Source organism: Aureisphaera sp., from assembly GCF_059726885.1.
Genome location: NZ_AP041051.1, coordinates 203224 through 226391, shown reverse-complemented (window position 1 = coordinate 226391; position 23168 = coordinate 203224). Strand labels below are relative to the sequence as shown.

At 40.1% G+C, this 23168-nt stretch carries 24 protein-coding genes; 10 read left to right on the top strand and 14 right to left on the bottom strand.

The features are described 5' to 3' along the window. The first annotated feature begins 56 nt into the window (after positions 1-56). The gene (locus tag AC6JAD_RS01090) at positions 57-3482 is read left to right on the top strand and encodes a methylmalonyl-CoA mutase family protein (RefSeq protein WP_461304187.1); all 3426 of its coding nucleotides are present in this window, start codon (positions 57-59) and stop codon (positions 3480-3482) included. A gap of 66 nt (positions 3483-3548) precedes the next feature. After that, entirely contained in the window at positions 3549-4934 is a 1386-nt protein-coding gene (locus AC6JAD_RS01085) for a hypothetical protein (RefSeq protein WP_461304186.1), read from the top strand. Between the two features lie 2 nt (positions 4935-4936). Here AC6JAD_RS01085 and AC6JAD_RS01080 read toward each other — a convergent pair whose 3' ends face one another. Continuing rightward, entirely contained in the window at positions 4937-5332 is a 396-nt protein-coding gene (locus AC6JAD_RS01080) for a hypothetical protein (protein WP_461304185.1), read from the bottom strand. Between the two features lie 130 nt (positions 5333-5462). Between AC6JAD_RS01080 and AC6JAD_RS01075 the strand changes: the two genes are divergently transcribed. Continuing rightward, positions 5463-5903 carry an Lrp/AsnC family transcriptional regulator gene (locus AC6JAD_RS01075; protein ID WP_461304184.1) on the top strand — a complete coding sequence of 147 codons (441 nt, stop codon included), beginning with the start codon at positions 5463-5465 and terminating at the stop codon, positions 5901-5903. Here the strand turns inward: AC6JAD_RS01075 and AC6JAD_RS01070 are convergent. Then, on the bottom strand, positions 5900-6649 hold the full coding sequence (locus AC6JAD_RS01070; protein ID WP_461304183.1) for a DJ-1/PfpI family protein: 750 nt from the start codon (positions 6647-6649) through the stop codon (positions 5900-5902). The two genes, AC6JAD_RS01075 and AC6JAD_RS01070, sit on opposite strands and share 4 nt — an antisense overlap. A 3-nt stretch (positions 6650-6652) precedes the next feature. After that, complete coding sequence (locus AC6JAD_RS01065) at positions 6653-7861, bottom strand: MDR family MFS transporter (protein WP_461304182.1); 1209 nt, start codon at positions 7859-7861, stop codon at positions 6653-6655. A gap of 226 nt (positions 7862-8087) precedes the next feature. On the opposite strand from AC6JAD_RS01065, the gene AC6JAD_RS01060 reads away from it, so the two are divergent. Next, positions 8088-8699, top strand: coding sequence for a DUF1684 domain-containing protein (locus AC6JAD_RS01060; protein WP_461304181.1), 612 nt, complete (start codon positions 8088-8090; stop codon positions 8697-8699). Here the strand turns inward: AC6JAD_RS01060 and crcB are convergent. After that, positions 8696-9067 (bottom strand): fluoride efflux transporter CrcB, encoded by a 372-nt coding sequence (crcB, locus tag AC6JAD_RS01055; RefSeq protein ID WP_461304180.1) that lies wholly within the window; start codon positions 9065-9067, stop codon positions 8696-8698. The genes AC6JAD_RS01060 and crcB overlap by 4 nt on opposite strands. Positions 9068-9075: 8 nt before the next feature. Continuing rightward, positions 9076-10140 (bottom strand): SRPBCC family protein, encoded by a 1065-nt coding sequence (locus AC6JAD_RS01050; protein ID WP_461304179.1) that lies wholly within the window; start codon positions 10138-10140, stop codon positions 9076-9078. 118 nt (positions 10141-10258) lie between these two features. Between AC6JAD_RS01050 and AC6JAD_RS01045 the strand changes: the two genes are divergently transcribed. Next, positions 10259-12301 carry a dipeptidyl-peptidase 3 family protein gene (locus AC6JAD_RS01045; RefSeq protein ID WP_461304178.1) on the top strand — a complete coding sequence of 681 codons (2043 nt, stop codon included), beginning with the start codon at positions 10259-10261 and terminating at the stop codon, positions 12299-12301. A gap of 59 nt (positions 12302-12360) precedes the next feature. On the opposite strand, the gene AC6JAD_RS01040 is transcribed toward AC6JAD_RS01045, so the two are convergent. The 8 genes from AC6JAD_RS01040 to AC6JAD_RS01005 all read right to left on the bottom strand — a co-directional run bounded on the left by AC6JAD_RS01040 (position 12361) and on the right by AC6JAD_RS01005 (position 18531). Next, positions 12361-13131, bottom strand: coding sequence for a hypothetical protein (locus AC6JAD_RS01040; RefSeq protein ID WP_461304177.1), 771 nt, complete (start codon positions 13129-13131; stop codon positions 12361-12363). A 61-nt stretch (positions 13132-13192) separates the two neighbouring features. Continuing rightward, positions 13193-13579: a helix-turn-helix transcriptional regulator gene (locus AC6JAD_RS01035; RefSeq protein WP_461304176.1), complete on the bottom strand. Its 387-nt coding sequence runs from the start codon at positions 13577-13579 to the stop codon at positions 13193-13195. 60 nt (positions 13580-13639) lie between these two features. After that, positions 13640-14266, bottom strand: coding sequence for a response regulator (locus AC6JAD_RS01030; RefSeq protein WP_461304175.1), 627 nt, complete (start codon positions 14264-14266; stop codon positions 13640-13642). Beyond that, complete coding sequence (locus tag AC6JAD_RS01025; RefSeq protein ID WP_461304174.1) at positions 14263-16023, bottom strand: sensor histidine kinase; 1761 nt, start codon at positions 16021-16023, stop codon at positions 14263-14265. The genes AC6JAD_RS01030 and AC6JAD_RS01025 overlap by 4 nt, the downstream gene beginning before the upstream one ends. 29 nt (positions 16024-16052) lie before the next feature. Then, the gene (locus AC6JAD_RS01020; RefSeq protein ID WP_461304173.1) at positions 16053-16523 is read right to left on the bottom strand and encodes a hypothetical protein; all 471 of its coding nucleotides are present in this window, start codon (positions 16521-16523) and stop codon (positions 16053-16055) included. An 18-nt stretch (positions 16524-16541) separates the two neighbouring features. Continuing rightward, on the bottom strand, positions 16542-17660 hold the full coding sequence (locus AC6JAD_RS01015) for a hypothetical protein (RefSeq protein ID WP_461304172.1): 1119 nt from the start codon (positions 17658-17660) through the stop codon (positions 16542-16544). 210 nt (positions 17661-17870) lie between these two features. Further along, complete coding sequence (locus AC6JAD_RS01010; protein WP_461304171.1) at positions 17871-18161, bottom strand: hypothetical protein; 291 nt, start codon at positions 18159-18161, stop codon at positions 17871-17873. A 181-nt stretch (positions 18162-18342) separates the two neighbouring features. Then, positions 18343-18531 (bottom strand): hypothetical protein, encoded by a 189-nt coding sequence (locus AC6JAD_RS01005; RefSeq protein ID WP_461304170.1) that lies wholly within the window; start codon positions 18529-18531, stop codon positions 18343-18345. Between the two features lie 137 nt (positions 18532-18668). Between AC6JAD_RS01005 and AC6JAD_RS01000 the strand changes: the two genes are divergently transcribed. Beyond that, positions 18669-19055, top strand: coding sequence for a pyrophosphohydrolase domain-containing protein (locus AC6JAD_RS01000; RefSeq protein WP_461304169.1), 387 nt, complete (start codon positions 18669-18671; stop codon positions 19053-19055). Here the strand turns inward: AC6JAD_RS01000 and AC6JAD_RS00995 are convergent. After that, complete coding sequence (locus AC6JAD_RS00995; protein WP_461304168.1) at positions 19052-20122, bottom strand: branched-chain amino acid aminotransferase; 1071 nt, start codon at positions 20120-20122, stop codon at positions 19052-19054. The two genes, AC6JAD_RS01000 and AC6JAD_RS00995, sit on opposite strands and share 4 nt — an antisense overlap. Positions 20123-20226: 104 nt before the next feature. Between AC6JAD_RS00995 and AC6JAD_RS00990 the strand changes: the two genes are divergently transcribed. The 4 genes from AC6JAD_RS00990 to AC6JAD_RS00975 all read left to right on the top strand — a co-directional run bounded on the left by AC6JAD_RS00990 (position 20227) and on the right by AC6JAD_RS00975 (position 23167). Beyond that, positions 20227-20751, top strand: coding sequence for a DUF4920 domain-containing protein (locus AC6JAD_RS00990; protein WP_461304167.1), 525 nt, complete (start codon positions 20227-20229; stop codon positions 20749-20751). A 4-nt stretch (positions 20752-20755) separates the two neighbouring features. Beyond that, entirely contained in the window at positions 20756-21424 is a 669-nt protein-coding gene (gene mnmC2 / locus AC6JAD_RS00985) for a tRNA (5-methylaminomethyl-2-thiouridine)(34)-methyltransferase MnmC2 (protein ID WP_461304166.1), read from the top strand. Positions 21425-21590: 166 nt separating this feature from the next. Then, entirely contained in the window at positions 21591-22496 is a 906-nt protein-coding gene (locus AC6JAD_RS00980; RefSeq protein WP_461304165.1) for a TIGR01777 family oxidoreductase, read from the top strand. 77 nt (positions 22497-22573) lie between these two features. After that, positions 22574-23167, top strand: a complete 594-nt coding sequence (locus AC6JAD_RS00975) for a nucleotide exchange factor GrpE (protein ID WP_461304164.1) — start codon at positions 22574-22576, stop codon at positions 23165-23167. Position 23168 lies beyond the last annotated feature (1 nt).

Here is a 23168-nt window from a genome sequence, read left to right as displayed (position 1 = left end):
CTCTTTTTATTGCGAATTTCGTAAATTTGCACTTCAAAATTCAACCTATTTTATCAATGCAGCAACAAGCTCCTTATACCCCAAAAAATAAAGTACGAATCGTAACTGCGGCTTCTTTATTCGATGGGCACGACGCGGCCATCAATATTATGCGGCGTATTATTCAGGCCACTGGGGTGGAGGTAATTCACTTAGGCCATGATAGGAGTGTAGAGGAAGTAGTGAATACAGCCATTCAGGAAGATGCGAATGCCATAGCCATGACTTCATATCAAGGAGGTCATAACGAGTACTTCAAATATATGTATGACTTGCTACAGGAAAAAGGGGCCAACCACATTAAGATATTCGGTGGCGGCGGCGGGGTAATTCTTCCGTCTGAAATAAAAGAACTGATGGATTACGGGATCACCCGAATTTATTCTCCAGACGATGGTCGTGAAATGGGACTACAGGGGATGATCAATGATTTGGTGCAACAATCCGATTTTCCGATTGGTGATAACTTGAATGGAGAGGTGGACCGTCTTTCGGAAAAAATACCAGGTGCTATTGCCCGGGTCATTTCTTCGGCAGAAAATTTTCCGGACGTGGCAAAGGACACACTAGATGCCATTCATGAAAAGAATAAGACCATTTCAACTCCTGTCCTGGGTATTACTGGTACAGGAGGAGCAGGAAAATCGTCCCTTGTTGACGAATTGGTGCGTCGATTTCTGATCGATTTCCCTAAAAAAACCATCGGGCTTATTTCCGTAGACCCTTCCAAAAGAAAAACGGGAGGTGCATTGCTTGGTGATCGTATTCGAATGAATGCGATTAATTCGCCACGTGTTTATATGCGCAGTTTGGCAACGAGACAAAGTAATCTTGCCCTTTCCAAATATGTAGCCGAGGCAATCGAAGTGCTAAAAGCAGCCGAATATGACCTGATTATTCTGGAAACCTCCGGAATTGGGCAAAGCGATACTGAAATATTGGATCATAGCGATGTGTCCTTATATGTTATGACTCCGGAATTTGGAGCGGCGACACAATTGGAGAAAATTGATATGTTGGATTTTGCCGATTTGGTGGCTATCAATAAATTCGATAAAAGAGGGTCCTTGGATGCATTGCGCGATGTAAAAAAACAATACATGCGCAATCACCAATTATGGGATACTCCACAAGAGGAATTACCTGTATATGGTACGATTGCTTCCCAGTTTAATGATCCTGGGATGAATCAGTTGTACAAGGCGATCATGGACGAATTGGTAGAGAAGACAGAGGCAGATCTTGCAAGTACTTTTGAGATCACAGATGAGATGAGCGAAAAGATCTTTGTGATTCCACCAGCTAGGACCCGTTACCTTTCCGAAATTTCTGAAAACAACAGGGGTTATGATGTTCGGGTGAACGAACAAGTCGATGTTGCCCAAAAACTATACGGTATCCACAAAACTATGGAATCGGTCACTGAGACCAAACTTGGTTTGACCCAGCATGGAATGGATGAAGAAGCGATAAGCGAGGCTCAGACCGAAGAGAATCAGACATTGTTAGGATTGCTGAAGAAGGAATTCGATCGTGTAAAGATGAATCTCGATCCTTATAATTGGGAAGTAATTTTGGGCTGGGACGAAAAAGTTAATCGTTATAAGAACCCTGTGTATTCTTTCAAGGTTAGGGATAAAGAAATTAAGATAGACACGCATACAGAGTCCCTTTCCCATACCCAAATCCCTAAAGTGGCTTTGCCAAAGTACCAAGCTTGGGGTGATCTACTAAGATGGACGTTACAGGAAAATGTACCAGGGGAATTTCCCTATACCTCAGGATTGTACCCGTTTAAGAGAACGGGGGAAGATCCAACAAGAATGTTTGCAGGTGAAGGTGGGCCAGAGCGTACCAATCGTCGTTTCCATTATGTGAGTTTAGGTATGCCAGCAAAGCGACTTTCTACTGCTTTCGACAGTGTGACCCTTTACGGAAATGATCCAGGTCACCGTCCAGATATTTATGGAAAGATTGGAAATGCAGGAGTGTCTATTTGCTGTTTGGATGATGCTAAGAAATTGTATTCGGGTTTTGATCTTAGTCATGCCATGACTTCTGTGAGTATGACCATTAATGGTCCAGCTCCAATGCTGCTAGGATTCTTCATGAATGCGGCTATTGATCAGAATTGCGAAAAATACATTAAAGAACAAGGTCTGGAATCTGAAATAGAAGCCAAAATTGCAAAATTGTATAAGGGTAAGACTCGACCACAATACCAAGGGGATCTTCCTGAAGGAAATGATGGTTTGGGCCTAATGCTATTAGGTGTAACTGGGGATCAGGTATTACCTAAAGAGGTTTACGACAGGATAAAGGCAGATACTTTAACACAGGTGCGTGGTACCGTACAGGCGGATATCCTCAAGGAAGACCAAGCGCAGAATACCTGTATTTTCTCAACAGAGTTCGCACTGCGACTTATGGGCGATGTACAGGATTATTTCATTCAAAAACAAGTAAGAAACTTCTATTCGGTCTCAATTAGTGGGTACCATATTGCCGAAGCTGGAGCCAATCCTATTACCCAACTTGCATTTACATTGGCCAATGGGTTTACCTATGTCGAGTACTATTTAAGTCGGGGAATGGATATCAATAAATTTGGACCCAACCTTTCATTCTTCTTTAGCAATGGTATAGATCCAGAATATTCAGTAATAGGTCGTGTGGCGCGTAGAATATGGGCCAAGGCCCTAAAACATAAATACGGGGCAAACCCTCGGGCGCAGATGCTGAAATATCACATTCAGACCTCTGGACGTTCCTTGCATGCGCAGGAGATCGATTTCAACGATATAAGAACTACACTGCAGGCATTGTATGCCATTTACGATAATTGTAATTCGTTGCATACCAATGCATACGACGAGGCCATTACTACGCCAACCGAGGAGAGTGTACGCCGAGCTATGGCAATTCAATTAATTATTAATAAAGAATTGGGACTGGCTAAAAACGAAAATCCAATCCAAGGATCTTTTATTATTGAAGAATTGACCGACCTGGTAGAATCGGCAGTATTGGAGGAGTTTGATCGTATTACGGAACGGGGAGGTGTTTTAGGTGCAATGGAGACTATGTATCAGCGAAGTAAAATCCAGGAAGAGAGTCTGTATTACGAAACTTTGAAGCATACAGGTGAATTCCCAATCATAGGAGTTAATACCTTCTTAAGTAGCAAAGGGTCACCTACGGTTTTACCTGCGGAAGTTATTCGAGCTACCGAAGAGGAGAAGCAGTACCAGATTGAGGTGGTTGAAAACTTGAATTCACACCATGAAGAGAAAGTTTCTAATCTGCTCAAAGACCTTCAAAGAAGATCCATTAACAATGAGAATATTTTTGAAGCGTTGATGGAAGTCTGCAAGTATGCATCCTTAGGACAGATTACCTATGCTTTATTCGAAGTAGGAGGGCAGTACCGAAGAAACATGTAATGTTTTTAAGCTTTAAGACCTACTTGGTTTTAGGATTGGTGTAGTTATTGTAACTTACCCGTTGCAATGAAACCACAGTATTATTTACTTTGTGTATTCTTCTTCTTGGGACCCTATGTGCAATCCCAAACCACGACATTCGAATATGGAAAAGTAATAGATTCCGTAAATGTAAAGGGTGCCAACGAAACGTTTGCGCTTTACCTTCCCAAGAGGTACGATCCGAATGTACGAGCATCGGTCATTTATATTTTTGATCCCATGGCAAGGGGAAGGCTAGGGGTAGAATTGTTTGTCCCTTCGGCCGAAAAGTACAATTATATCTTAATTTGCTCGAACCATACTCGAAATTTTAGGGAGGATAATTTCGATATTATCAACAGGCTGTTCGATACCGTCTTTAATATGTTTCCTATAGATGAAAGACTGGTCTATACAGCTGGCTTTTCGGGTGGATCCCGATTGGCTGCCTCAGTAGCTGTGCTCACCAATCAAATTGAAGGGGTCATTGGTTGTGGAGCTGGTTTTTCACCCATTCCCGCCCAAACACCCAATCCATCAAACAATTTTTCATATGTAGGTTTTGTAGGCGCCCTCGATATGAATTATCATGAAATGTATAATGCCCAAACCTATTTGAATAAAATCAATTTGCAAAACGAACTATTCACTAATGGGGATAGGCATAGATGGCCATCTCCGGATCAACTTGTCAAAGGAATTGGGTTTTTGGAATTGCAAGCCTATAAAAAAGGAAGGAAACCTGTGGATAACAATATAGTTTCAGAGTTATATGAGTTATGGTACAAGGATGGACACGTATTGGAAAAAAATGGAAATTTGGTCAAAGCGGTGGAAGTATACTCTAAACTAAAACGGAACTTCGCCAGGTACTACAAATTGGATTCCATTGCCGAAAAAATTCAATGGTTGAGAAGTAGGAAGGAATTCAAAAAAGAAGAAAAATTAATTGCAGGTATTCAGGAGGAAGAGGATAGGGTAAAGAAGAAGTTTTTTGATCGTTTGAAAAGGGAACTCAATATGAGCCCTCCTCCAATTAAATTTAAATGGTGGGAGAAGGAGTTTCCCAAGTTCCGCGAAAAATATGCTGAGTCCGAAGAATTAGTGCTTCAGGAGTTAGGAGCACGGGTTGAAAATATGGTGTTTGCGGCTGCGGTTGAGACTGCTCAAATTGAATTGGGTGGCAGAAACATGAAGAAGGTCTTCTACTGCCATCGCTTATTGGCGACCATACAGCCCGATGCAGCATATCCTCAATTTCTGCTCGCGAAAGATTATTCCTTTATGAACAACAAGGAGAAAATGCTTGAACACCTTTATTTGGCCAAGGAAAAGGGGTGGAAAGAAAGAAAGTATATTGAAAATGATGAAGCCTTCCTTCCTTGGAAGAATGATGCAGATTTTAATGAGTTTTTAAATGGTCTACAATAATGCTACAGACTAAGCATCCAGCTGCGTTGTAGTTTTCTGAACTTCTTTAGCTCAGCTCTTAAAATAGGTAAGAAATCCCTACCATTACTATGGGTTCGTTCTAAGCGCTCGCAGTTCTTGTACAAACGATTGGTTAGGCGTGTAATAGAAGCCGCATATTTGTGCCTATCTTTGGAATGCAGATTATTCTCTGCTTTCAAAATTTCCGGAGCTAAGGAAACGGATTGTTGAACAATATCGCCCGTAAAATATATATGAGGGTTCTCATCCCCATTGTGCTGGAGCTGGTTAAGATCGTCCACATAATAGTGCGAAATCCTTCTGGATAGGGTAAAAATATCCACAGCCTTTTGATACAAAGGTGATTGATGTAGGTGATTTGGAACGTTGGGTAACATAATAATTAAAGTCTTCTTCTAGCAATTGTATCAAATTTAGTGACAAAATAGAACATTAAACTTTAAATTTTAAAGATAATTTGTTGTTTAGGTTTAAGAATGTGTTAATTTGCGTTAAATAATTTCAGAAATGAAGATTGACTCACTCAACTGGCAAATCCTGAGTTGTTTACAGGAAAATGCAAGACAATCGAATACGGAAATTGGACGTAAGGTTGGTATCAGTTCGCCTGCGGTTTCCGAGCGTATCAGGAAGATGGAGGATGCTGGTTTAATTCAGGGTTACCATGCCGATGTTTCGCCATTCGAAAGTGGTTTCCAGTTAAAGGCCATTGTTACGTTACGGGCATTCATGGGAAAATTAAAGCCTTTTTTGGAAAAGGTAAAAACCTACAATGAGGTGATCAACTGCTATAGGGTAACCGGCAATGAAAATATTGTGATGGAGGTTATTCTGAAGAACCAAAAGCATCTCGAATTGTTCATCGATCAGTTAATCAGTTACGGGGAGACCAAGACCCAAATAGTACTTTCCCAGGTTGTTTCAAAGAACCAAGTAAAATCCATTTAGTCATCCTGAATCACTAAATGAGGCACTTCATTTAAATTCCAATCAATTACCAATCCGCCCGCCAAGGATTCCGCTATTTCCTTTCCATACAAATACTCACACAAGTACAATGCTGCTTCGAAGCTTTTGGCTCCACCTGCTGAAGTGATGTATTTACCATCATGAACAAATAATACATCTTTTCTTATATCCAATTCGGGAAACATGGTACGCATGGCATCAATATCGCTTGGGAAGGTAGTTGAAACCGTTCCCTCTAATAATCCAGCCTTTGCCAATACAAATGCGCCATCGCAATGGGAGGTTACAAACTGAGCTTCTTTAGCTGCCTTTTGAACAAAAGCGATCATGGCTTCATTTTCTAGATCAGTATCCAAATGATGCTCAGCACTGGGCACGACCAAAATATCGATTTTGGGAATGCTGTCCGTTTTGTAATTGAAATCGGGAAGTATCCTCATGCCTTCAAAAGAGGTAATCGGATCGTCGGTATCTGCCACTGTGAACACATTCATGGGTTTTATGTTTTCACGGAAAATGGTATGTTGAAAAATGTCATAAGGAGCGGTCAATTCGGTATTGTAAACACCTTCCATAATGAGGAACCCAACATTATATCGGTTGGGTTCCAAGGTTGGGACTGTTTTCCCTTTCTTTTTGGGTATTTCGGAAGTAGGTCCCTTTTCAATGGAACTTTGACATGCAACTATGCATAATATGACACAAAGTGTTAGAATCTTTCTCATTTTTCAAATGTACCTATTTCGGAGTAATTTGTGTAACCATAGTGTCATGAGCCCAACGATTAGTAATGCAACGAACATGATATACCAAGTAAATTCATATCCAAAGGAATCGGCTAGGTTCATTCCGCCATTATGGCCAAATATATGGGATAGCGAAAAACTCATGCTATACAACGCCATGTATCCCCCTTTTCGTCCTTTAGGGGACATTTCCAAAGCAAGGGAGTTGGAAAATGGAGACCCTATCATTTCACCTAAGGTCATGAGAACCATCCCTATTATCAACACTCCGAACCATGAGCTCATGTTCAATACTATAAAGCTCGCAGCTAAGAAAATCATACTCCAAAAGGTAGCCATGGTTTTAGAGATGTTTATTCGCTCAAGCCATCCTACCAGCGGCATTTCGAAAATTACTATGATCGCTCCATTTAGGAAGAGTATGAGTCCAATTACTTCCTCTGATAATAGGTGCACTTCCTGATAATACAAGGGGACTACCGAAAAGTACTGAACGAACATAATACTGCTCAATATCATGATGGCGATAAGCAACATATATAATTTGTTCTGGAAAGGGGAAACCCCTTCTTTTTCCATACTTTCTTGTTCTTTTTCCTTAGCCTTTTTAGGTTTCAGCAATACAAATAGCATAATGGCAGCTGCAACGCAGGTTACACCATCAATCCAAAAAAGGGAATTATAATTAATTCTTGCTATAATGAGTCCGCCGATCATTGGTCCTATGGAAAACCCAAGGTTAATGGCCAATCGAATCAGTGCGATACTCCTCGTCATGTTTTCGGGTTTGCTATAGGCGTCGCATGCGACAAAAACTGCTGGCCTATAGGAATCTGCTACAAAAATGAGGACGAAAATACCGATGCAAAGCCCTACTAAGGAATCTAAAAATTGCAGCCCAATAAAACCAAGACCCCCAAGAAAAAGACTTATGGTGATTACTTTGTAAAAACCAATGCTATCGGTAAGTTTTCCACCTACGAAGGTTCCAAAAAATGAACCCAATCCGAAGCAGGTCATAATAATGCCAACTTCAGGTTTGGTAAATCCTTTATCGCTAACCAGGTATAAGGACAGGAATGGAATGACCATGGCCCCGGCACGGTTCACAAAGGTTACCAATGAAAGTAGCCAGATTTCCCTAGAGAGTCCCTTATAGTTGTTTATGTAGTGATTAAATAAAGTTTTCATTTGGTTAGGTATATAAAAATAAAACGTCCGGTAGGTTTACCGGACGTTTTTATATTGAATTAGTTTATAGTGTGATTGTCAATACATACATATCCGGACTTGGTGAGGATTCACCGAGGTCTTTTGGGTTTGGATATATGTATTAATTCGCATGTTTTGCTTCTTAGGGAATTCAAATGTAGTAAAATTTATGAATCGTTTATCTTTACGGTCAGAAATAATTTTTATGAGACAAATCGTACTGTTCATTTCCATTGTATTGATACTTCCCACTTTAAGGGCACAAACAGATTCGGAAATTGTAAAAGGGATAGAATCATATCAGAAGGAGGAAAATGAAAAATTCGGTAATCCAGAAACGACTATTCTGGAACCGAGGGATTTTAAGGAATTTGAAGAATTGGAGTTCTATCCAATTGACTTGAACTATAGGGTCAATGCAAAATTTGTGAGAACCCCCGATGAGAAGCCTTTTTTAATGTTTACTACCACGATGCGTCTTCCTGAATATGTAAAATATGGGGAAATTCACTTTATGATAGATGGTAAGGAACTAAAATTAAATCTATACCAAAGTACCGATCATGAAACCCAAGAAGGATATGAGAATTACTTGTTTTTACCATTTACAGACCTAACCAGCGGTGATGGTTCTTATGGCGGAGGCCGTTTTTTGGATGCATGGATTCCGGAAGGGGATACCATGATCATAGATTTCAACAAAGCGTATAATCCATATTGTGCCTATAGTGAAAATTATTCATGTCCTATTCCTCCAAAAGAAAACGATTTATTGGTACGGGTCGAAGCAGGCGTAAAGGACTTTGGAAATCATTAAAAGAAGCGGACAGCCCACATACCTATAAATACTGCGGCAAATCCTAGTATAAAGCTTCCCACGGTGTAGAGGGCAAAGTTAAGAAGGTCGCCATTTTTTAAAAACACATGGTTTTCATAGGCAAAGGTCGAAAAGGTGGTAAAACCTCCACAAAACCCAGTTGCCAATAATAATGTGGTGTTTTCAGAAAGATATTCATTTTTTGCAGCCATCCCTAATATAATTCCTATCAATAAGCTTCCAAGTATGTTTGCGGCAAATGTGCCATAAGGAATACCGGTAACAGCACTATTGAAATGTTTCCCAAGACCATAACGCAAGGTGCTACCAATTCCGCCTCCTAAAAAAACCAATAAGAGTTGTTTCATAAATGGAGCTATTGTGGGGTAATAATTTCGTGATTACTTCGCAAGTCTTTAAAAACAGGTATGTACACCTCTGTAATCCAATCGGCGGGATTAGGGAATTCTCCTGGGTCATTAGCATATACTTCGAACATTTTTTTTGCCGGATCCATTATAAGGTGGTTCTCGCTAATGTAGGCCTGGGCCTTTTCATACGTTTCAGGTAGGTTTTCGTAGTTGCCCGTTAAAATGGTCTTTACAGCAGAGGTGGGTTGCATATATCCGCACAGGACCTCGCTTCCTGCTGGGGTAATGATTCGTTCTTTCACTGGAATGGCTGCAGATAGGATGAAGTTACCCGTCATCATATCTGTTTCATGATAAATGGTAAATGGCATTCCTGCCGTAGAAATATTGTTCTGGGTCATAAAGTTCATAATCTGGCCGTACATTCCACCCATTTTATTCTTCAATTCCTCCGCTGGAGATGCTGTGGTAACATACATATAATATCCTCCACCATGCTCCGCAATACCCGTAACATCAATTGAATATTTTTTCATGTCCTCTTCTATGGAGGATGCTATACCCATTAAACCATTAACATGCATTTTCTTCATATCACCATTAAAATCGTTTCCACTAAAAGCATAATACACTTTATCCATAAAGGTATGTTCCCCTTTCATTCCCCATGTGACTTTGGTGCCGCCGTCTACTTCTTCGAAATTCCAATACACCTTGGGGTTTCGCTCACCGCCAGGGGTTATAAGGGTAAGGTCTTGCAAAATCTCCTTGTTAGGTGTAATGTTGGTTGTTGTCATGCTACCATCCATTTCTCCCGTCCATGAATAGGAAGCACCTTCGCCCGAAGTGCTTTCTCCATAAGAGAATGCCATCGAAGGATCCTCTTCCTTCCACGGACCCCAATCTTCCCATGTGGTAAGGTCATTTACTTTATTGAAAACCAATGCAGAGGGAGCACTGATAATTTTGGATTCACTTAGGTCATAACTGCCATCTTGGGTGCCAAAGTATACAGCACCTCCTATGAGGACAATTAGTATAAGGTATAATACATATTTTAAGAGTTTCATGGTCGAGTTGTTTTAGGCTTGCGCTAAGATAAATAATTTTGTCAACCCCTTCTTTTTCAATGGCCAATGTCCGCACCCATTATTTTGTTACATTTGTGGAAAATCAATAACAACTACCATGAAACATAACATTTTATTCGCTGTAGTATTGGGAAGCATGCTCATGTTCTCCTGTGCAGACGAGAAAAAAGAACCCGCCCAACCCCAAGAAGAGGTAGGAGCGAAGCAGGCATCCAACTTCGATTATATGGTGGATCAGTTTGCCGATCTTAAAATATTAAGGTATCAAATTCCCGGTTTTGAAGATCTTACCCTAAAAGAGCAAAAATTGGTCTACTATCTTACCCAAGCTGGTTTAGCGGGTCGGGATATTATGTGGGATCAGAATTACAGGCATAACCTAAAAATCCGTAAAGCTTTAGAAAACATCTATACGTCTTATGAGGGTGACAAGGCTTCTGAAGATTGGAAGAACTTCGAAGTTTACCTTAAAAGGGTATGGTTCTCTAATGGAATTCACCATCATTACAGCAATGCTAAGATTAAGCCTGATTTCAGCAAGGAGTATTTCAATCAATTGTTGAAACTAACAAACACACCTTTAACTCAAGAAGCAGTAGAGGTAATGTTCAATGATTCCGATTCTAAAAAAGTAAACCTTAGTAAGGATGCGGATATCGTTTTGGAAAGTGCAATTAATTTTTACGGACCGGACGTAACCACGGCCGATGTTGAAAATTATTATGGTGCAATTGAAGTTGATCCCAAGGAACCTATTGAAAAAGGGCTGAACACAAGATTGGTGAAGGAAAATGGCCAGTTGGTCGAAAAAGTGTACAAAAGTGGAGGTCTTTATGGTCCAGCTATCGATAAGATCATCGAGTGGTTGGAAAAAGCCCAAGGTGTTGCCGAAAGTGAGGCACAAGCGAAAGCATTGGGTCTATTGATCGAGTACTACAAAACGGGAGACCTTAACACTTGGGACGATTACTGTATCGCTTGGGTAGAATCTACCGAAGGAAACATCGACTGGATCAACGGATTTATTGAAGTGTACAATGACCCTAAAGGATATAAGGGATCGTACGAAACCATTGTGGAAATTAAGGATTTCGACATGTCAAAGAAAATGGCTGTACTTTCTAAAGAAGCGCAGTGGTTCGAGGACAATTCTCCTTTAATGCCAGAGCACAAGAAGAAAGAAGTAAAAGGGGTTTCTTATAAAACGGTTATCGTGGCCGGTGAAGCGGGTGACGCCTCTCCAAGTACTCCTATTGGGGTGAACCTTCCGAACAACAACTGGATTCGTCAGGCACATGGAAGTAAGTCTGTTTCCTTAGGGAACATTATCAACGCATACAACAATGCGGGAGGAAGTGGAAGACTTCAGGAATTTGCGCACGACGAAGAGGAAGTTCGTTTGGAGAAAAAATACGGACAGTTGGCCGATAAATTGCATACTGCGCTTCACGAAGTTGTAGGGCATGCTTCTGGACAGATAAACGAAGGAGTGGGAACTCCAAAAGAGACTTTAAAGAGTTATAAGTCGACCATCGAAGAAGGTCGTGCGGATCTATTCGGATTGTATTACCTAATGGACCCTAAGCTTCAGGAATTAGGCTTGGTAGAAAACTGGGAAGAAACAGGAACAGCAGCCTATGATGGGTATATCAGAAATGGAATGATCACGCAATTGGTTCGTTTAGAATTGGGTGATGATGTAGAGGAAGCCCATATGAGAAACAGACAGTGGGTAAGTGCATGGGTGATTGAAAAAGGAGCGGCCGATAATGTGGTTGAAAAAATCACCAAGGACGGAAAGACCTATTATAATATTAACGATTACGCCAAGCTAAGGGAATTGTTTGGAGAATTGTTGAAGGAAACCCAGAGAATTACTTCCGAAGGTGACTATGAAGCGGCAAAAGCTTTGGTAGAGGATTATGGGGTAAAAGTAGATCAGGATATTCATGCTGAGGTGCTAGACCGAAACAGTCAGTTTAAGTCGGCTCCATACAGTGGATTTGTAAACCCGGTGATTGTTCCGACTACAGACGATGCTGGAGAGATTACTGGATTCACTATAGAGCAGCCTGAGAGCTTTGAGTCGCAGATGTTGGAGTACAGTAAGAACTTCAATTACTTGCCAGAAGAGAACTAAGAAGAACTCTATAGCATACAAGAAACCTCCTTGCCGAATGGGTAAGGAGGTTTTTTAGTTTATTGATCAGAATTAATTTTAGTAAGATACCACTCTTTGAATTTTCCACTGTTTACGAATTTGTAGAGGGATAATTCTTTCATTTCATCACTTGTCTTAGGGGCTATATTATAATTTGAATAATCATTAGCATTCCTATTTGGAAACTTGTCATTCTCTTCAACTTGAAAAGACCAGGAAGGAGTTAGTCCGCCATAAGAACCATTACTTCCAAAATAAAAATTATTATCATATTCATGTTCTTGGACATTTCTAGGCGCATTAGCATTAAAATCTACCGAGTAATTTCCTGGTGTCACTAATTGAAAGGCCGTAGCTGTCAGTTGTCTATTGCCAATAGGAATTGGAGGTGTCGGCATTCCTTCAAGTGGTAGAACTCCATTAAAAAAAGGTCCGGTAATAAATAATTCTGGTGCGGTTGTGGAGGCAGCTGCATTACCACCCACTTCACATTCATTGCTCGAGAAAGTATTGAAAATATTAGTTCCCATTTCAATAATATCCCCAACGATCACCCCTTGAGTAGGGGGGATATCGCTATTGAAATATTCACCAGTACGTCTGTTAAAATATAGTTCATTCACAGCACTTAAAATTTGACCTGTTTGTGGATCGATTAATGGTACCCCATTTTGATCTAAAAGATCGACTACGGGTGGAATTAGTAAATCTGCTAAGGCAAGTACGTCACAGGCAATAGGATCGTCATCACAACAAGACAGATTAAAACTCAATAGAATTAGTAGAGAAAGTTTGGTTAAATGTTTCATTACAATGGCATTAATAGTTTTGTGCTAATGTATTGAAGAAGAATAGGTCCAAACATTCCCACTAACGGGTATTATGAAACAGATATTTACTCTCAATGGCGAACTTTAGCAATTCTCCCTGTCCCGATAGCTTCAACTTTTTGATTATTTTTTTTCGATGCGTACTTACCGTAGACTCGGTGATGTCCATGAGCTTGCCAATTTCCCGTGAGGAACAGCCCAACCCGATCCACTGGAACACTTCGTTTTCGCGTGTGCTCAAAGTGTCGATTTGGGAGGACATGATTTCTGTTTGTAGAAGGAGACGGGTTATTTTTCTAAGGAAATCTGGATGTTCGGAAATACGCTCTAAGGTCTCTATGGCAGCTATGGTATCATGAAGGTTCAGTGATTTACCTTGATTTTCTGCCTGGTCAATGAGGTGTTGTAGCTTAAGTAGGGTTTGCATACCCTAAAGTTACGTTGGCCCGAGGTTGAAGGATATACCCGTTGTAGGGAATATGGTACCCTAAAAATCATATTTTTTCTCCAGGGCATACCGCAATAACTCCCCTTTTCCGGAGAGCCCAAGTTTATGGATCATGTTTTTGCGGTGCTTTTCAACCGTAGAGACAGCTGTAAATCGGATATCGGCAATTTCACTGGTGGTTTTTCCCTGTCCTATAAGCCGAAGGATTTCCCGTTCGCTTTTGGAAAGTCCTCCCTTTTTTCTTTTGGCAGCATTGTTTTTCATGAGTTCCCCTAAATCGATAGAAGCATCGAAATAATTATCCCCCTTACTCACTGTTTCAATGGCCTTAAGAACTTCCTCCAAAGGAGAGTTTTTCAGGAGATAGCCCGAGGCACCGGCTTCAATCATTTGACTCACGGCATCCTCTTGGTCGAACATACTAAAGGCAATCACTTTTATATGTGGAAACTCCTGTTTTATAGTTTTGGTAGCTGTAATACCATCCATTTTGGGCATTTTTATGTCTGTTAAGACTACTTTGGGCTGTTTCAAACGTACTACATCCAACAAGGCTTCCCCATCGTTCGCGGTGCCTATAATGGAGATATCTTCCTCGTATTTGAGGAGTAAATTAATACCATCTACCAGCGATTGATGGTCTTCAGCTATAGCTACAGTGATCATAACGGAATATCAATTAATATGTTCGTACCTCGGCCAATAGCGGCGTCAACCTCTAGGGATCCTTCAAGATGTTCCACTCTTTTCTCAATACCATGAAGCCCCATTCCTTCTGCCTTCTTCATTTTTCGGGGATTGAATCCTCTTCCGTTGTCCTCAACAATGATATTGAGCATATCTTCGTGTTGTGTAATTGAGATATGCGCTTCGGTGGCCTCTGCGTGTTTAATAATGTTAGTGACCAACTCTTGAATGATCCTAAAAATGGCAATTTCCAGGGAGGCTTCCAGTTTTTCGTGCAACCCAAAATCCTGTACCTCTATTTGGAGGCCGGTACTGTTGGAAGCATTTTTGGCCAGTTTCTCCACGGCGGGTAATAGTCCTTTAGAGGCAATGACTCCACTATTTTTGAGATGCGCCATGGAACGGACTTCGGTATAGGCCTCTTCCAAAAGAGAACCTGTTTTTTCAAACAATTCTTCCAGTTCCTCCAATTTGTCTCGGTTTTTGGCAATATGGTCAAACTGTAATTTGGCAGCCGATAGGGTAGCGCCCACACTATCGTGAAGATCGCTCGCCAAACGTTGTCGTTCCTTTTCCTGACCTTCGATCATGGCATCGATGGCATTGAGCTCCTGATCTTTAAGAATTTTTTCCTTTTTCTGGATTTCCAGTTCCTTTTCCTGTTCGGCAATGCGTTGTTTCCTGCGGGTATTTTTGTAGACGAGAAAGGCAAAGATAGACACGGTGGCCAGCCCTCCACCAAGGCCTAAGGCTATGTTGCGGTTTTGGGTTTTTTGCTGTTCAGAGATCAAAAGTTGTTTTTCCTTTTCAGCGGTTTGGTATTTGGCCTCCGCTTCTGTTATCGCATTATTTTGAGATTCATCCTCAATAATACTATCTAACCTGAATTTCTCTTCAGCAAAATACAAGGCTTTTTCAAAGTCTCTTCTACTTTTCGCGGTTCTAAGCCCATTATTCATAAAGATTAGTTTTGCCTTATTCCCTTTTCCAGCTAATTTTACATTGTTTCTAAGCTCAGAATAAATTTCAGCTTCTTTATAACGTTCCAATTTATTCAGGACAACAATTTGGTTGCTGTAGTTGTAAGCTATATAGTCCTTATGGTCATATCGTTCAAAAACGGTCAAGATATGACGCAAGTATGTCAAGGAGGAATCTAATTGTGGTTTAGGATGGGTATATTGAAACGCTGTTGCCATATTAAACATAATTTTGGCACGAGATAATTTGTTAGGTGCTTTACCCAAATATGTAATGGATTTTCGATATTCTACTAAGGCTTGATTTCCGTTTTTAACTTTTAAAAATTTGTTCCCTAATCTTAGATGTTTTTTGGACAATAGTTCAGGGTGTTGAGTATTATTGGCAACTTTAATAAATTCATTAAGATAGAATTCCTTATCAATTTTTAATTCGTGCTGATGAGAAAGTACTTCATAAACTTGGTTGTAAGCTAATCCCAACCAATATTGTTCTTCATTTTCAAGAAAAAACTGTACCGATCGACGTGCATCTTCAAATGCTTTATCATGCTTATCTTCATAAACCATTAGTTGACTAGAATAATAATGAAAGCGCCCTCTGTCCGAACTCTTTAATTGAGTAGAATCTATACCATTTAGAATTAATTCTGCCTTTTCATACTTGGCAGTTTTTAATGCTAAATCTAACTCTTTCCACGGTTTCTTCTGAGCATAAAGAGACCCTGTGCTTAAAATTAGCACAAGGTGTATCATTAAAATGTAATAATATGAAATCAATTCATTTAGGTGCCAATGATTATATTACCGTCTTTATCAACATCAGGGACAATCACTCCTCCTACTGCAATAGGATTGCCTGAATTATACTTCGCACAATTATAAGGGCCGGAAGGATTTTCTTTCGTTCCGTATGTAACAACCACGCATCTTATATGCTTATTTAGTTCGTCGTAGTCCCTATTTTCTATTCTTACTGGAAAAGTTTCTGATGTATGTCCGTTAGAACCTACAACTTTACAAAATAATACTAAATGGTGCTTTACTCTATGATCAGGGTCATTAGAAATGGGACATAAAACGGCTCCTAGTAATTCAACGTGATTTATGCTGTCAACTGGAGTTATTTTTACATGTGTAACAGGAAACTTTAAGCTGCTCCAAATAAATTCGAAATAGTACTTGTTTCCAGCCCCATCAGCTGTAAATATATGCTGTGCTAGATTTCCTTCTCCAACGGGAATTTGTGATGCCATAATTAAATAATTTTCAAGTTATAAAAATGTTTTAAAGTTTAGGTTGCCAAAAAGGTTTGGACTTTGTAATATGTTGTCTATTTTATTGTGAAATGTGCGCCCTCTAAGATTGTTGCTTAGTATATTTTGATTAAGGAGTATGTCTATGTCAATTTTTTTGAAATCGATTTTTGCAAAAGTAAGTCCCGCTATTTTCCATTCGGCAGGCTTACCCTGATCTCCATGATATATGAATAGCGATGATCCTGAATCTCCCCCAGTAGCCATTTTACCTGTCATAATTTGATCGGTAAAAACCTGATAAGGTAATTCATTCTGATTTCCAGAATAGTTATTGTTTTTAATTCTTATTGCCGACTGAACACTTAGTATTTTCCCTCCCGTTAAAAGAGAGGACCTCCCTTGCTTTCTTACTGAATCTCCAATATTTTGGTATTCCACTGAATGAGTCCGTGGGATTTTAGATAGAAAATTATGAATTCCAGGGGAAATGTCTTTTGTAGAAACTTCACCTATTATTGCATCTATTGTTCCATCGAATGCTGCCATATCAGAGGTGCAGTTTCCAATGGGCCCTCCATTATAGGTTTGATAAATGTCATGATAATCTTTATTGGAGGGATGAACCAAAGTATATTTTTTGGCTGGGTTAGGTGGGTTTGTGTAAAAAATATTATCTGTCAGATTGTGATAGCATGTTAAGAAATATGTTTTATTGTTATCTTTTACAGTGAATAGACCACCAAGGGTTCCTGACTTATACTTTTTTCCATAATTACCAATTGAAAGCCCCCCTTTAATAGGTGAGATGATTTCTTTTCTTGGGATTCTATGAATATGATTATTTATTGATAAAAGTTCTCCTTCGCCAGTGGTGGGCATGTCTCCAGAGAAAGTTGTATTACCTCCATTGTCGGTAAAGAATGGCGAAAACTTTTCGATTTCGCTGCGAGTATTTTTTTCACTCGTTCTAAACGCCTCAAAGCTACTTCCTGGACGAGGAGGCTTGTATCCAAATTCAATATCCCATTCATTATCACTATTTAAGACAATAGCGGCGTATACATAAATGCTATTTGGCTCTTTCATGTCACGAACCAATTCATCATATTGCTTTTGTACTTTTATAGGAATCATGTAACTTAATTTATAATGTTATTTTTCGGGTTAATTGAACACATAAGAATAACTCCATTTTGCTGTAAAAGAAAACTGACTATAATTGAAGTTTATTGATACAATGTTACCGCAAATCTCAGTTTCCAAACATACCCACTAAAGGGTATATTCCAGATATTACTTTAAAAAGGGGATAAAAAAGGTGGTTAGGTTGGTTGCAGGCTCGCTTTATCCAATAGGATTGAACAAATACACAATTACAAACACCGCCAAAGCACCTCCAGCACTAATTAATGGAGCCGTGCCCGATTGCTCGGAAGTTTTCAATTGCACAAAACCGGGAAGGGCAATGCTAATAGAGGCTGCGGCCAAGGCAATAATGACTCGGATAAGCCCAGTTAAGTTGTCAAATATTTTTCCTTCACTGTCTAGATGAAAAAAACACAAGACCATAACGATCACTCCAAGGATAACCATAATTAGGTTAGGGACGATCTCTTTTGCGGGTTTAAGATTCATATCATAAAAATTGATTGGTTACAGCATAACGTACCCATCGCTGGGTATATCAATTTCTATACACAAAAGGGGAAAAAGAGCCGAAACGGCCCAATAGGGTATAGTTGGGTTAGCGAGCCATGAAATTAATTGCTTTTCGACAAAATTCCTAATCCTTTAGTAGGATTTTATGAGGAAGGTGTTAGTCCACGAAGTATAACTTGGCAGCCAATAATAGGCCCACAAAGACTAAGAAGCCGATCAATATCCAAATACTCCCTTTATATTGTTTTGTATGCAACTTTTTGTCCTTTCGGTAGCTAATCACCATAATAACCACAAAAGCAACGACAAAACAGATGGCAAATATCAATTGACCGGTAGAGAGCATAGAAAATCAATTTAAGAATACAAAAATACGGCAATTATGTGCAAATCTGGTTGAAAAGTTTCTGAAGTCCTCCGTATTTTCAGTATCCATTGTTCCTATTTTTAAAACATCAATGAAAGACCATTAAAGTACAAACTATGAAAGATAAAATCTCTTGTGTTCACGAATTTCATTCTGCCTTTGGATTGGGCATAAAGAATGCACCTACGGCCAATTTGGGCGAGTCTAAAAATAAGCTACGCTTCAATCTCATGAAAGAAGAAAATGAAGAATACCTGGAGGCAGCAAACGAAGGTGATTTGGTAGAGGTAGCGGACGCGTTAGGGGATATGCTTTATATCTTATGTGGAACCATTATTGAACATGGGATGCAGCATAAGATTGAAGAGGTATTTAATGAAATACAACGGAGTAATATGAGCAAATTGGGTGCTGATGGAAAACCCATCTATCGGGAGGATGGTAAAGTGCTGAAAGGTCCGAATTACTTCAAACCCAATATTCAGGCAATTTTAGAAAATTAGCAAACTCGGTATCTCCAGTTAAAAGGGTCCTCAGCCGCATTGTACTGAATATTCATCAACCGGTTTTTAAATTGGGTGGCAAAGGCGTCTTCCTGTTCGTTCAGTTGGTAGGTTTCACCTTTGTAATTAAAAGCGCTTACAGGACTAATGACGGCTGCAGTTCCTGCACCAAAAATTTCCTTTAGGCTACCGTTTTTTGCAGCGGCAACAATTTCGGCTACTTCCACAGGTCGTACCTCAGTGGGAATACCCATTTTTTCAGCCAAGGCAATCACACTTTTACGGGTTATTCCGTCCAAAATACGGTCATTGGTAGGAGCTGTAAGCAAGGTGTCATTCACACGAAAGAACACATTCATGGTTCCGGCTTCTTCTAGGTACTTATGCTCATTGGCATCGGTCCAAATAACTTGTTGGAATCCTTGTTCTTTAGCCAAATTGGTAGGATAGAACTGCGCTCCATAATTCCCTGCCGCCTTTGCATAACCCACTCCGCCGTCCGCGGCTCGGCTATAGTTTTCTGCAATGATCACTTTCACTTCACCCTTATAGTATGCTTGAGCGGGAGAAAGAATGATCATAAATTTATAAGCATTCGAAGGGGAAGCGGATACCCCATTTTGCGTAGCAATTACAAAGGGGCGGATATAGAGGGAGTTCCCAATACCTGGTTTCACCCAGTCTTTGTCCATTTCCAAGAGCTGATGCATGGCATCAAAGAAAAGTGATTCTGGAAATTCGGGAATTGCCATTCTATGGGCGGACTTGTTAATTCGCTTTAGGTTTTCCAACGGGCGAAACAAAAATACCGACCCTTCCTCATCTTTATAAGCTTTCATCCCTTCAAATACAGCTTGCCCATAATGAAATACCTTGGCCGAAGGATAGATTTCCAGAGGACCGTAGGGTTTTATCGTAGGGTTTTGCCACGCACCATCTACATAATCACATTCGAACATGTGATCCGTAAACTCATTCCCGAACACTAGGTTGCTAAAATCCACTTCATGGATTCGGGATGCAGTCGTTTTTTTTACTTGAATGGCGGGGATGGTAGTTAGACTCATAAAATTTACTTAATGTGCCAAAATTAGGCAAAATATATGCCATATAAAATGTAAAAAAATCATAAAATTGTGGTATATTAATAGCTATTCAAACTTTTATAAAAATGAAAAGAAACCTTCTATTCCTATTTGTGTTAACCATCGTATTGGCCTCTTGTAATTCGGCCAAGGAGAAAGAAGCTGAAACCCCAAAAAGCATGGGATTGGAGCAGGCTACCAAATACGATCTTAAAGGATATCGATTTGAAGATAATGATTTGACCTCCTCTTCAGAATTATTGGCGGCCTACAAAGAAATGAAAGTAGGTGATACCATCGAGATGAAGGTGAAGGCCAAGGTAAATAGCGTATGCCAGAAGAAGGGATGCTGGATGCGTCTTGATTTGGGTGAAGAAGAATCGTTTGTTCGATTTAAGGACTATGGCTTTTTTATGCCTAAGGATTTGGCAGGAAATGAAGTATTGGTAAATGGACTTGCGTATGTAGAGGAAACCAGTGTGGAAGACCTGAAACACTATGCAGAGGACGCAGGAAAACCGCAAGAAGAGATCGACGCCATTACCGAGCCCGAACTATCCTATAATTTCTTGTCTACAGGAGTACTTATCCCGAAGGAGGAGACAAACTAAGGGCGTGAAACGCGAATTTATGACTACGGGAGATGGATCGGTGACGATCCATTTACCCGATTGGAATGAACAATATCATTCCAAACATGGCGCCATTAATGAGGCGCTTCATGTTTTTATAGCCATGGGGCTGGAATTTGTATTGGAGCAACAATCCTTGCAAAAAGTCCAACTTATGGAGATTGGTTTCGGTACCGGTCTTAATGCCTATCTCACTTTATTGCGTTCGCGGGAAATAGAAACCACCATTCATTATGTGGGTGTCGAAGGGTATCCTGTCGAGGTATCCGAAGTGACACAACTCAATTACCCCAGTATGATTGGAGGGGATACCGAGGCCTTCCAAAAGTTGCATGCGATCCCATGGGAGCAATCTGTCAACATTTCAGAATCTTTTTCACTTCATAAACAAAAAAAGTTCTTTTCAGAAATTGAAGATAGGGAAACGTACCATCTTATTTATTTTGATGCCTTCGGGGCACGTGTGCAACCTGAGTTATGGACAGAGACTATTTTTCAAAAAATGTACGATGCCCTCTTGCCCAAAGGCGTATTGGTTACGTATGCAGCCAAGGGAAGCGTGCGACGAGCCATGCAAGCTGTTGGGTTTACCGTAGAAAGATTGCCAGGACCACCCGGAAAACGGGAAATGTTACGAGCGTGTAAGCCTTGAGTGACATTCAGCGTTGCTAGATGTTACGAGCGTGTAAGCCTTGAGTGACATTCAGCGTTGCTAGATGTTAAGGGTGCGTGAAAGTGGACTGTGGTACACTTAATTTTCAGTTAATGAATATGGTGACGCACATACCAAGCCGTATCTTTACATAAATTTAATGTTGATGAAAATTCTTATTGCAGGGGCTACGGGATTAATTGGTAGAGAACTGGTGCGACAATGCGAAGATGAAGGTATTGAGGTGCATTATCTAACAACGAGTAGGGGAAAATTGAATTCGTTGCACTACGGAGAAGGTTTTTATTGGGATCCTAGAAATGGCGAAATAGATATAGATGCTTTTCATGAAGTAACTGCCGTAGTAAATTTGGCAGGGGCTTCCGTATCAAAGAAATGGACCAAGTCTTACAAGGATGTCATACTATCCAGTCGGGTCGAAACCGCACGGCTAATCCATAAAACCCTTTCTTCTATAAATCACAAGGTTTCCCAGTATATATCTGCCAGTGGTATTAGTGTCTATCCTAGTTCTACAGAAAAGATGTATACCGAAGATGAGCCCACTATTTCTACTTCCTTTCTTGGTCATGTGGTAAAAGAATGGGAAAAGGAAGCCGATGCATTTAAAGATCTTGACATTGGGGTTGCGAAAGTACGTACTGGAATTGTGCTTTCGGAAGAGGAAGGGGCCCTCCCAAAATTGGTACAACCCATAAAAATGGGGTTTGGTGCGGCCCTCGGAAGTGGGCGCCAATGGCAATCTTGGATTCATATATCGGATATGGCCGGTATTTATCTTTTTTTACTGAAAAATAATCTCACAGGTGTTTTTAATGGGGTCTCTCCAAGCCCCAATACCCAACTAAAGGTGACACAGCTCATTGCTTCTCAATTAAATAAGTCGCTTTGGTTACCCAAGGTGCCTGCTTTCATGCTAAAATTATTATTGGGCGAAATGAGTGATCTCGTCCTTGAAAGTCAGTTGGTAAGCGCCGAAAAACTAGAAGAAGCAGGCTATCCCTTTCAATTTGTAAATCTTGAAAACGCGCTGTCAGACCTTTCGGATTAACTAAACCATTCCTGTTTTATACATTACCCTTTCTTTTTGGGGAAATTAGATGGTGACATTTTGACATTTTTGGGGAAATGGCAGTACTTTTGCTCCCTCAGTTTCAAAATAAAAAGGGAGACTCATCTATGAGCAAAAAGAATAAAGATCAGGAAACGGCACAAGAAGAAGTGGCTGTTAAAGAAGAAAAGACTTCGAAAGGAAAGTCCAAGAAAGAAAAGAAAGATCCCCTGAAGGAAGTTCAGGCAGAATTGAATCAGGAAAAAGAACGTTACTTGCGTTTGTTCGCCGAGTTCGAGAACTATAAAAAAAGAACCGGAAGGGAACGATTGGAATTGTTTAAGACAGCCAGTAGCGATGTAATGGTTTCTTTACTTCCTGTATTGGATGACTTTGACCGTGCATTAAAGGAGATTGAAAAAGCAGATGACGAGCACCTCAAGGGAATTGGCCTCATCAGCAATAAATTGAAGGAAGCCTTAAAACAGAAAGGGTTGGAAGTAATCGATACCAAAATGGGAGAAACCTTCAATGCAGATGTGCATGAAGCCATCACCCAAATCCCTGCGCCGAGTGATGATATGAAAGGAAAAATCATCGATGTAATTGAAAAGGGATATACCCTTGGAGAAAAGATAATCCGCTATCCCAAGGTAGTGATAGGACAATAAT

Bases quoted from the DNA above. Each gene is read 5' to 3' on its own strand.
- AC6JAD_RS00990 (WP_461304167.1), top strand. From the start codon at position 20,227: ATGAAAAGAAACCTTCTATTCCTATTTGTGTTAACCATCGTATTGGCC.
- AC6JAD_RS01065 (WP_461304182.1), bottom strand. From the start codon at position 7,861: ATGAAAACTTTATTTAATCACTACATAAACAACTATAAGGGACTCTCT.
- AC6JAD_RS01020 (WP_461304173.1), bottom strand. From the start codon at position 16,523: ATGGCATCACAAATTCCCGTTGGAGAAGGAAATCTAGCACAGCATATA.
- AC6JAD_RS01045 (WP_461304178.1), top strand. From the start codon at position 10,259: ATGAAACATAACATTTTATTCGCTGTAGTATTGGGAAGCATGCTCATG.
- AC6JAD_RS00975 (WP_461304164.1), top strand. From the start codon at position 22,574: ATGGCAGTACTTTTGCTCCCTCAGTTTCAAAATAAAAAGGGAGACTCA.
- AC6JAD_RS01010 (WP_461304171.1), bottom strand. From the start codon at position 18,161: ATGAATCTTAAACCCGCAAAAGAGATCGTCCCTAACCTAATTATGGTT.
- AC6JAD_RS01035 (WP_461304176.1), bottom strand. From the start codon at position 13,579: ATGCAAACCCTACTTAAGCTACAACACCTCATTGACCAGGCAGAAAAT.
- AC6JAD_RS01080 (WP_461304185.1), bottom strand. From the start codon at position 5,332: ATGTTACCCAACGTTCCAAATCACCTACATCAATCACCTTTGTATCAA.
- AC6JAD_RS01025 (WP_461304174.1), bottom strand. From the start codon at position 16,023: ATGATACACCTTGTGCTAATTTTAAGCACAGGGTCTCTTTATGCTCAG.
- AC6JAD_RS01090 (WP_461304187.1), top strand. From the start codon at position 57: ATGCAGCAACAAGCTCCTTATACCCCAAAAAATAAAGTACGAATCGTA.
- AC6JAD_RS01070 (WP_461304183.1), bottom strand. From the start codon at position 6,649: ATGAGAAAGATTCTAACACTTTGTGTCATATTATGCATAGTTGCATGT.
- AC6JAD_RS01000 (WP_461304169.1), top strand. From the start codon at position 18,669: ATGAAAGATAAAATCTCTTGTGTTCACGAATTTCATTCTGCCTTTGGA.
- AC6JAD_RS01075 (WP_461304184.1), top strand. From the start codon at position 5,463: ATGAAGATTGACTCACTCAACTGGCAAATCCTGAGTTGTTTACAGGAA.
- AC6JAD_RS01050 (WP_461304179.1), bottom strand. From the start codon at position 10,140: ATGAAACTCTTAAAATATGTATTATACCTTATACTAATTGTCCTCATA.
- AC6JAD_RS00995 (WP_461304168.1), bottom strand. From the start codon at position 20,122: ATGAGTCTAACTACCATCCCCGCCATTCAAGTAAAAAAAACGACTGCA.
- AC6JAD_RS01030 (WP_461304175.1), bottom strand. From the start codon at position 14,266: ATGATCACTGTAGCTATAGCTGAAGACCATCAATCGCTGGTAGATGGT.
- AC6JAD_RS01005 (WP_461304170.1), bottom strand. From the start codon at position 18,531: ATGCTCTCTACCGGTCAATTGATATTTGCCATCTGTTTTGTCGTTGCT.
- AC6JAD_RS00980 (WP_461304165.1), top strand. From the start codon at position 21,591: ATGAAAATTCTTATTGCAGGGGCTACGGGATTAATTGGTAGAGAACTG.
- AC6JAD_RS01015 (WP_461304172.1), bottom strand. From the start codon at position 17,660: ATGATTCCTATAAAAGTACAAAAGCAATATGATGAATTGGTTCGTGAC.
- AC6JAD_RS01060 (WP_461304181.1), top strand. From the start codon at position 8,088: ATGAGACAAATCGTACTGTTCATTTCCATTGTATTGATACTTCCCACT.
- crcB (WP_461304180.1), bottom strand. From the start codon at position 9,067: ATGAAACAACTCTTATTGGTTTTTTTAGGAGGCGGAATTGGTAGCACC.
- AC6JAD_RS01040 (WP_461304177.1), bottom strand. From the start codon at position 13,131: ATGAAACATTTAACCAAACTTTCTCTACTAATTCTATTGAGTTTTAAT.
- AC6JAD_RS01085 (WP_461304186.1), top strand. From the start codon at position 3,549: ATGAAACCACAGTATTATTTACTTTGTGTATTCTTCTTCTTGGGACCC.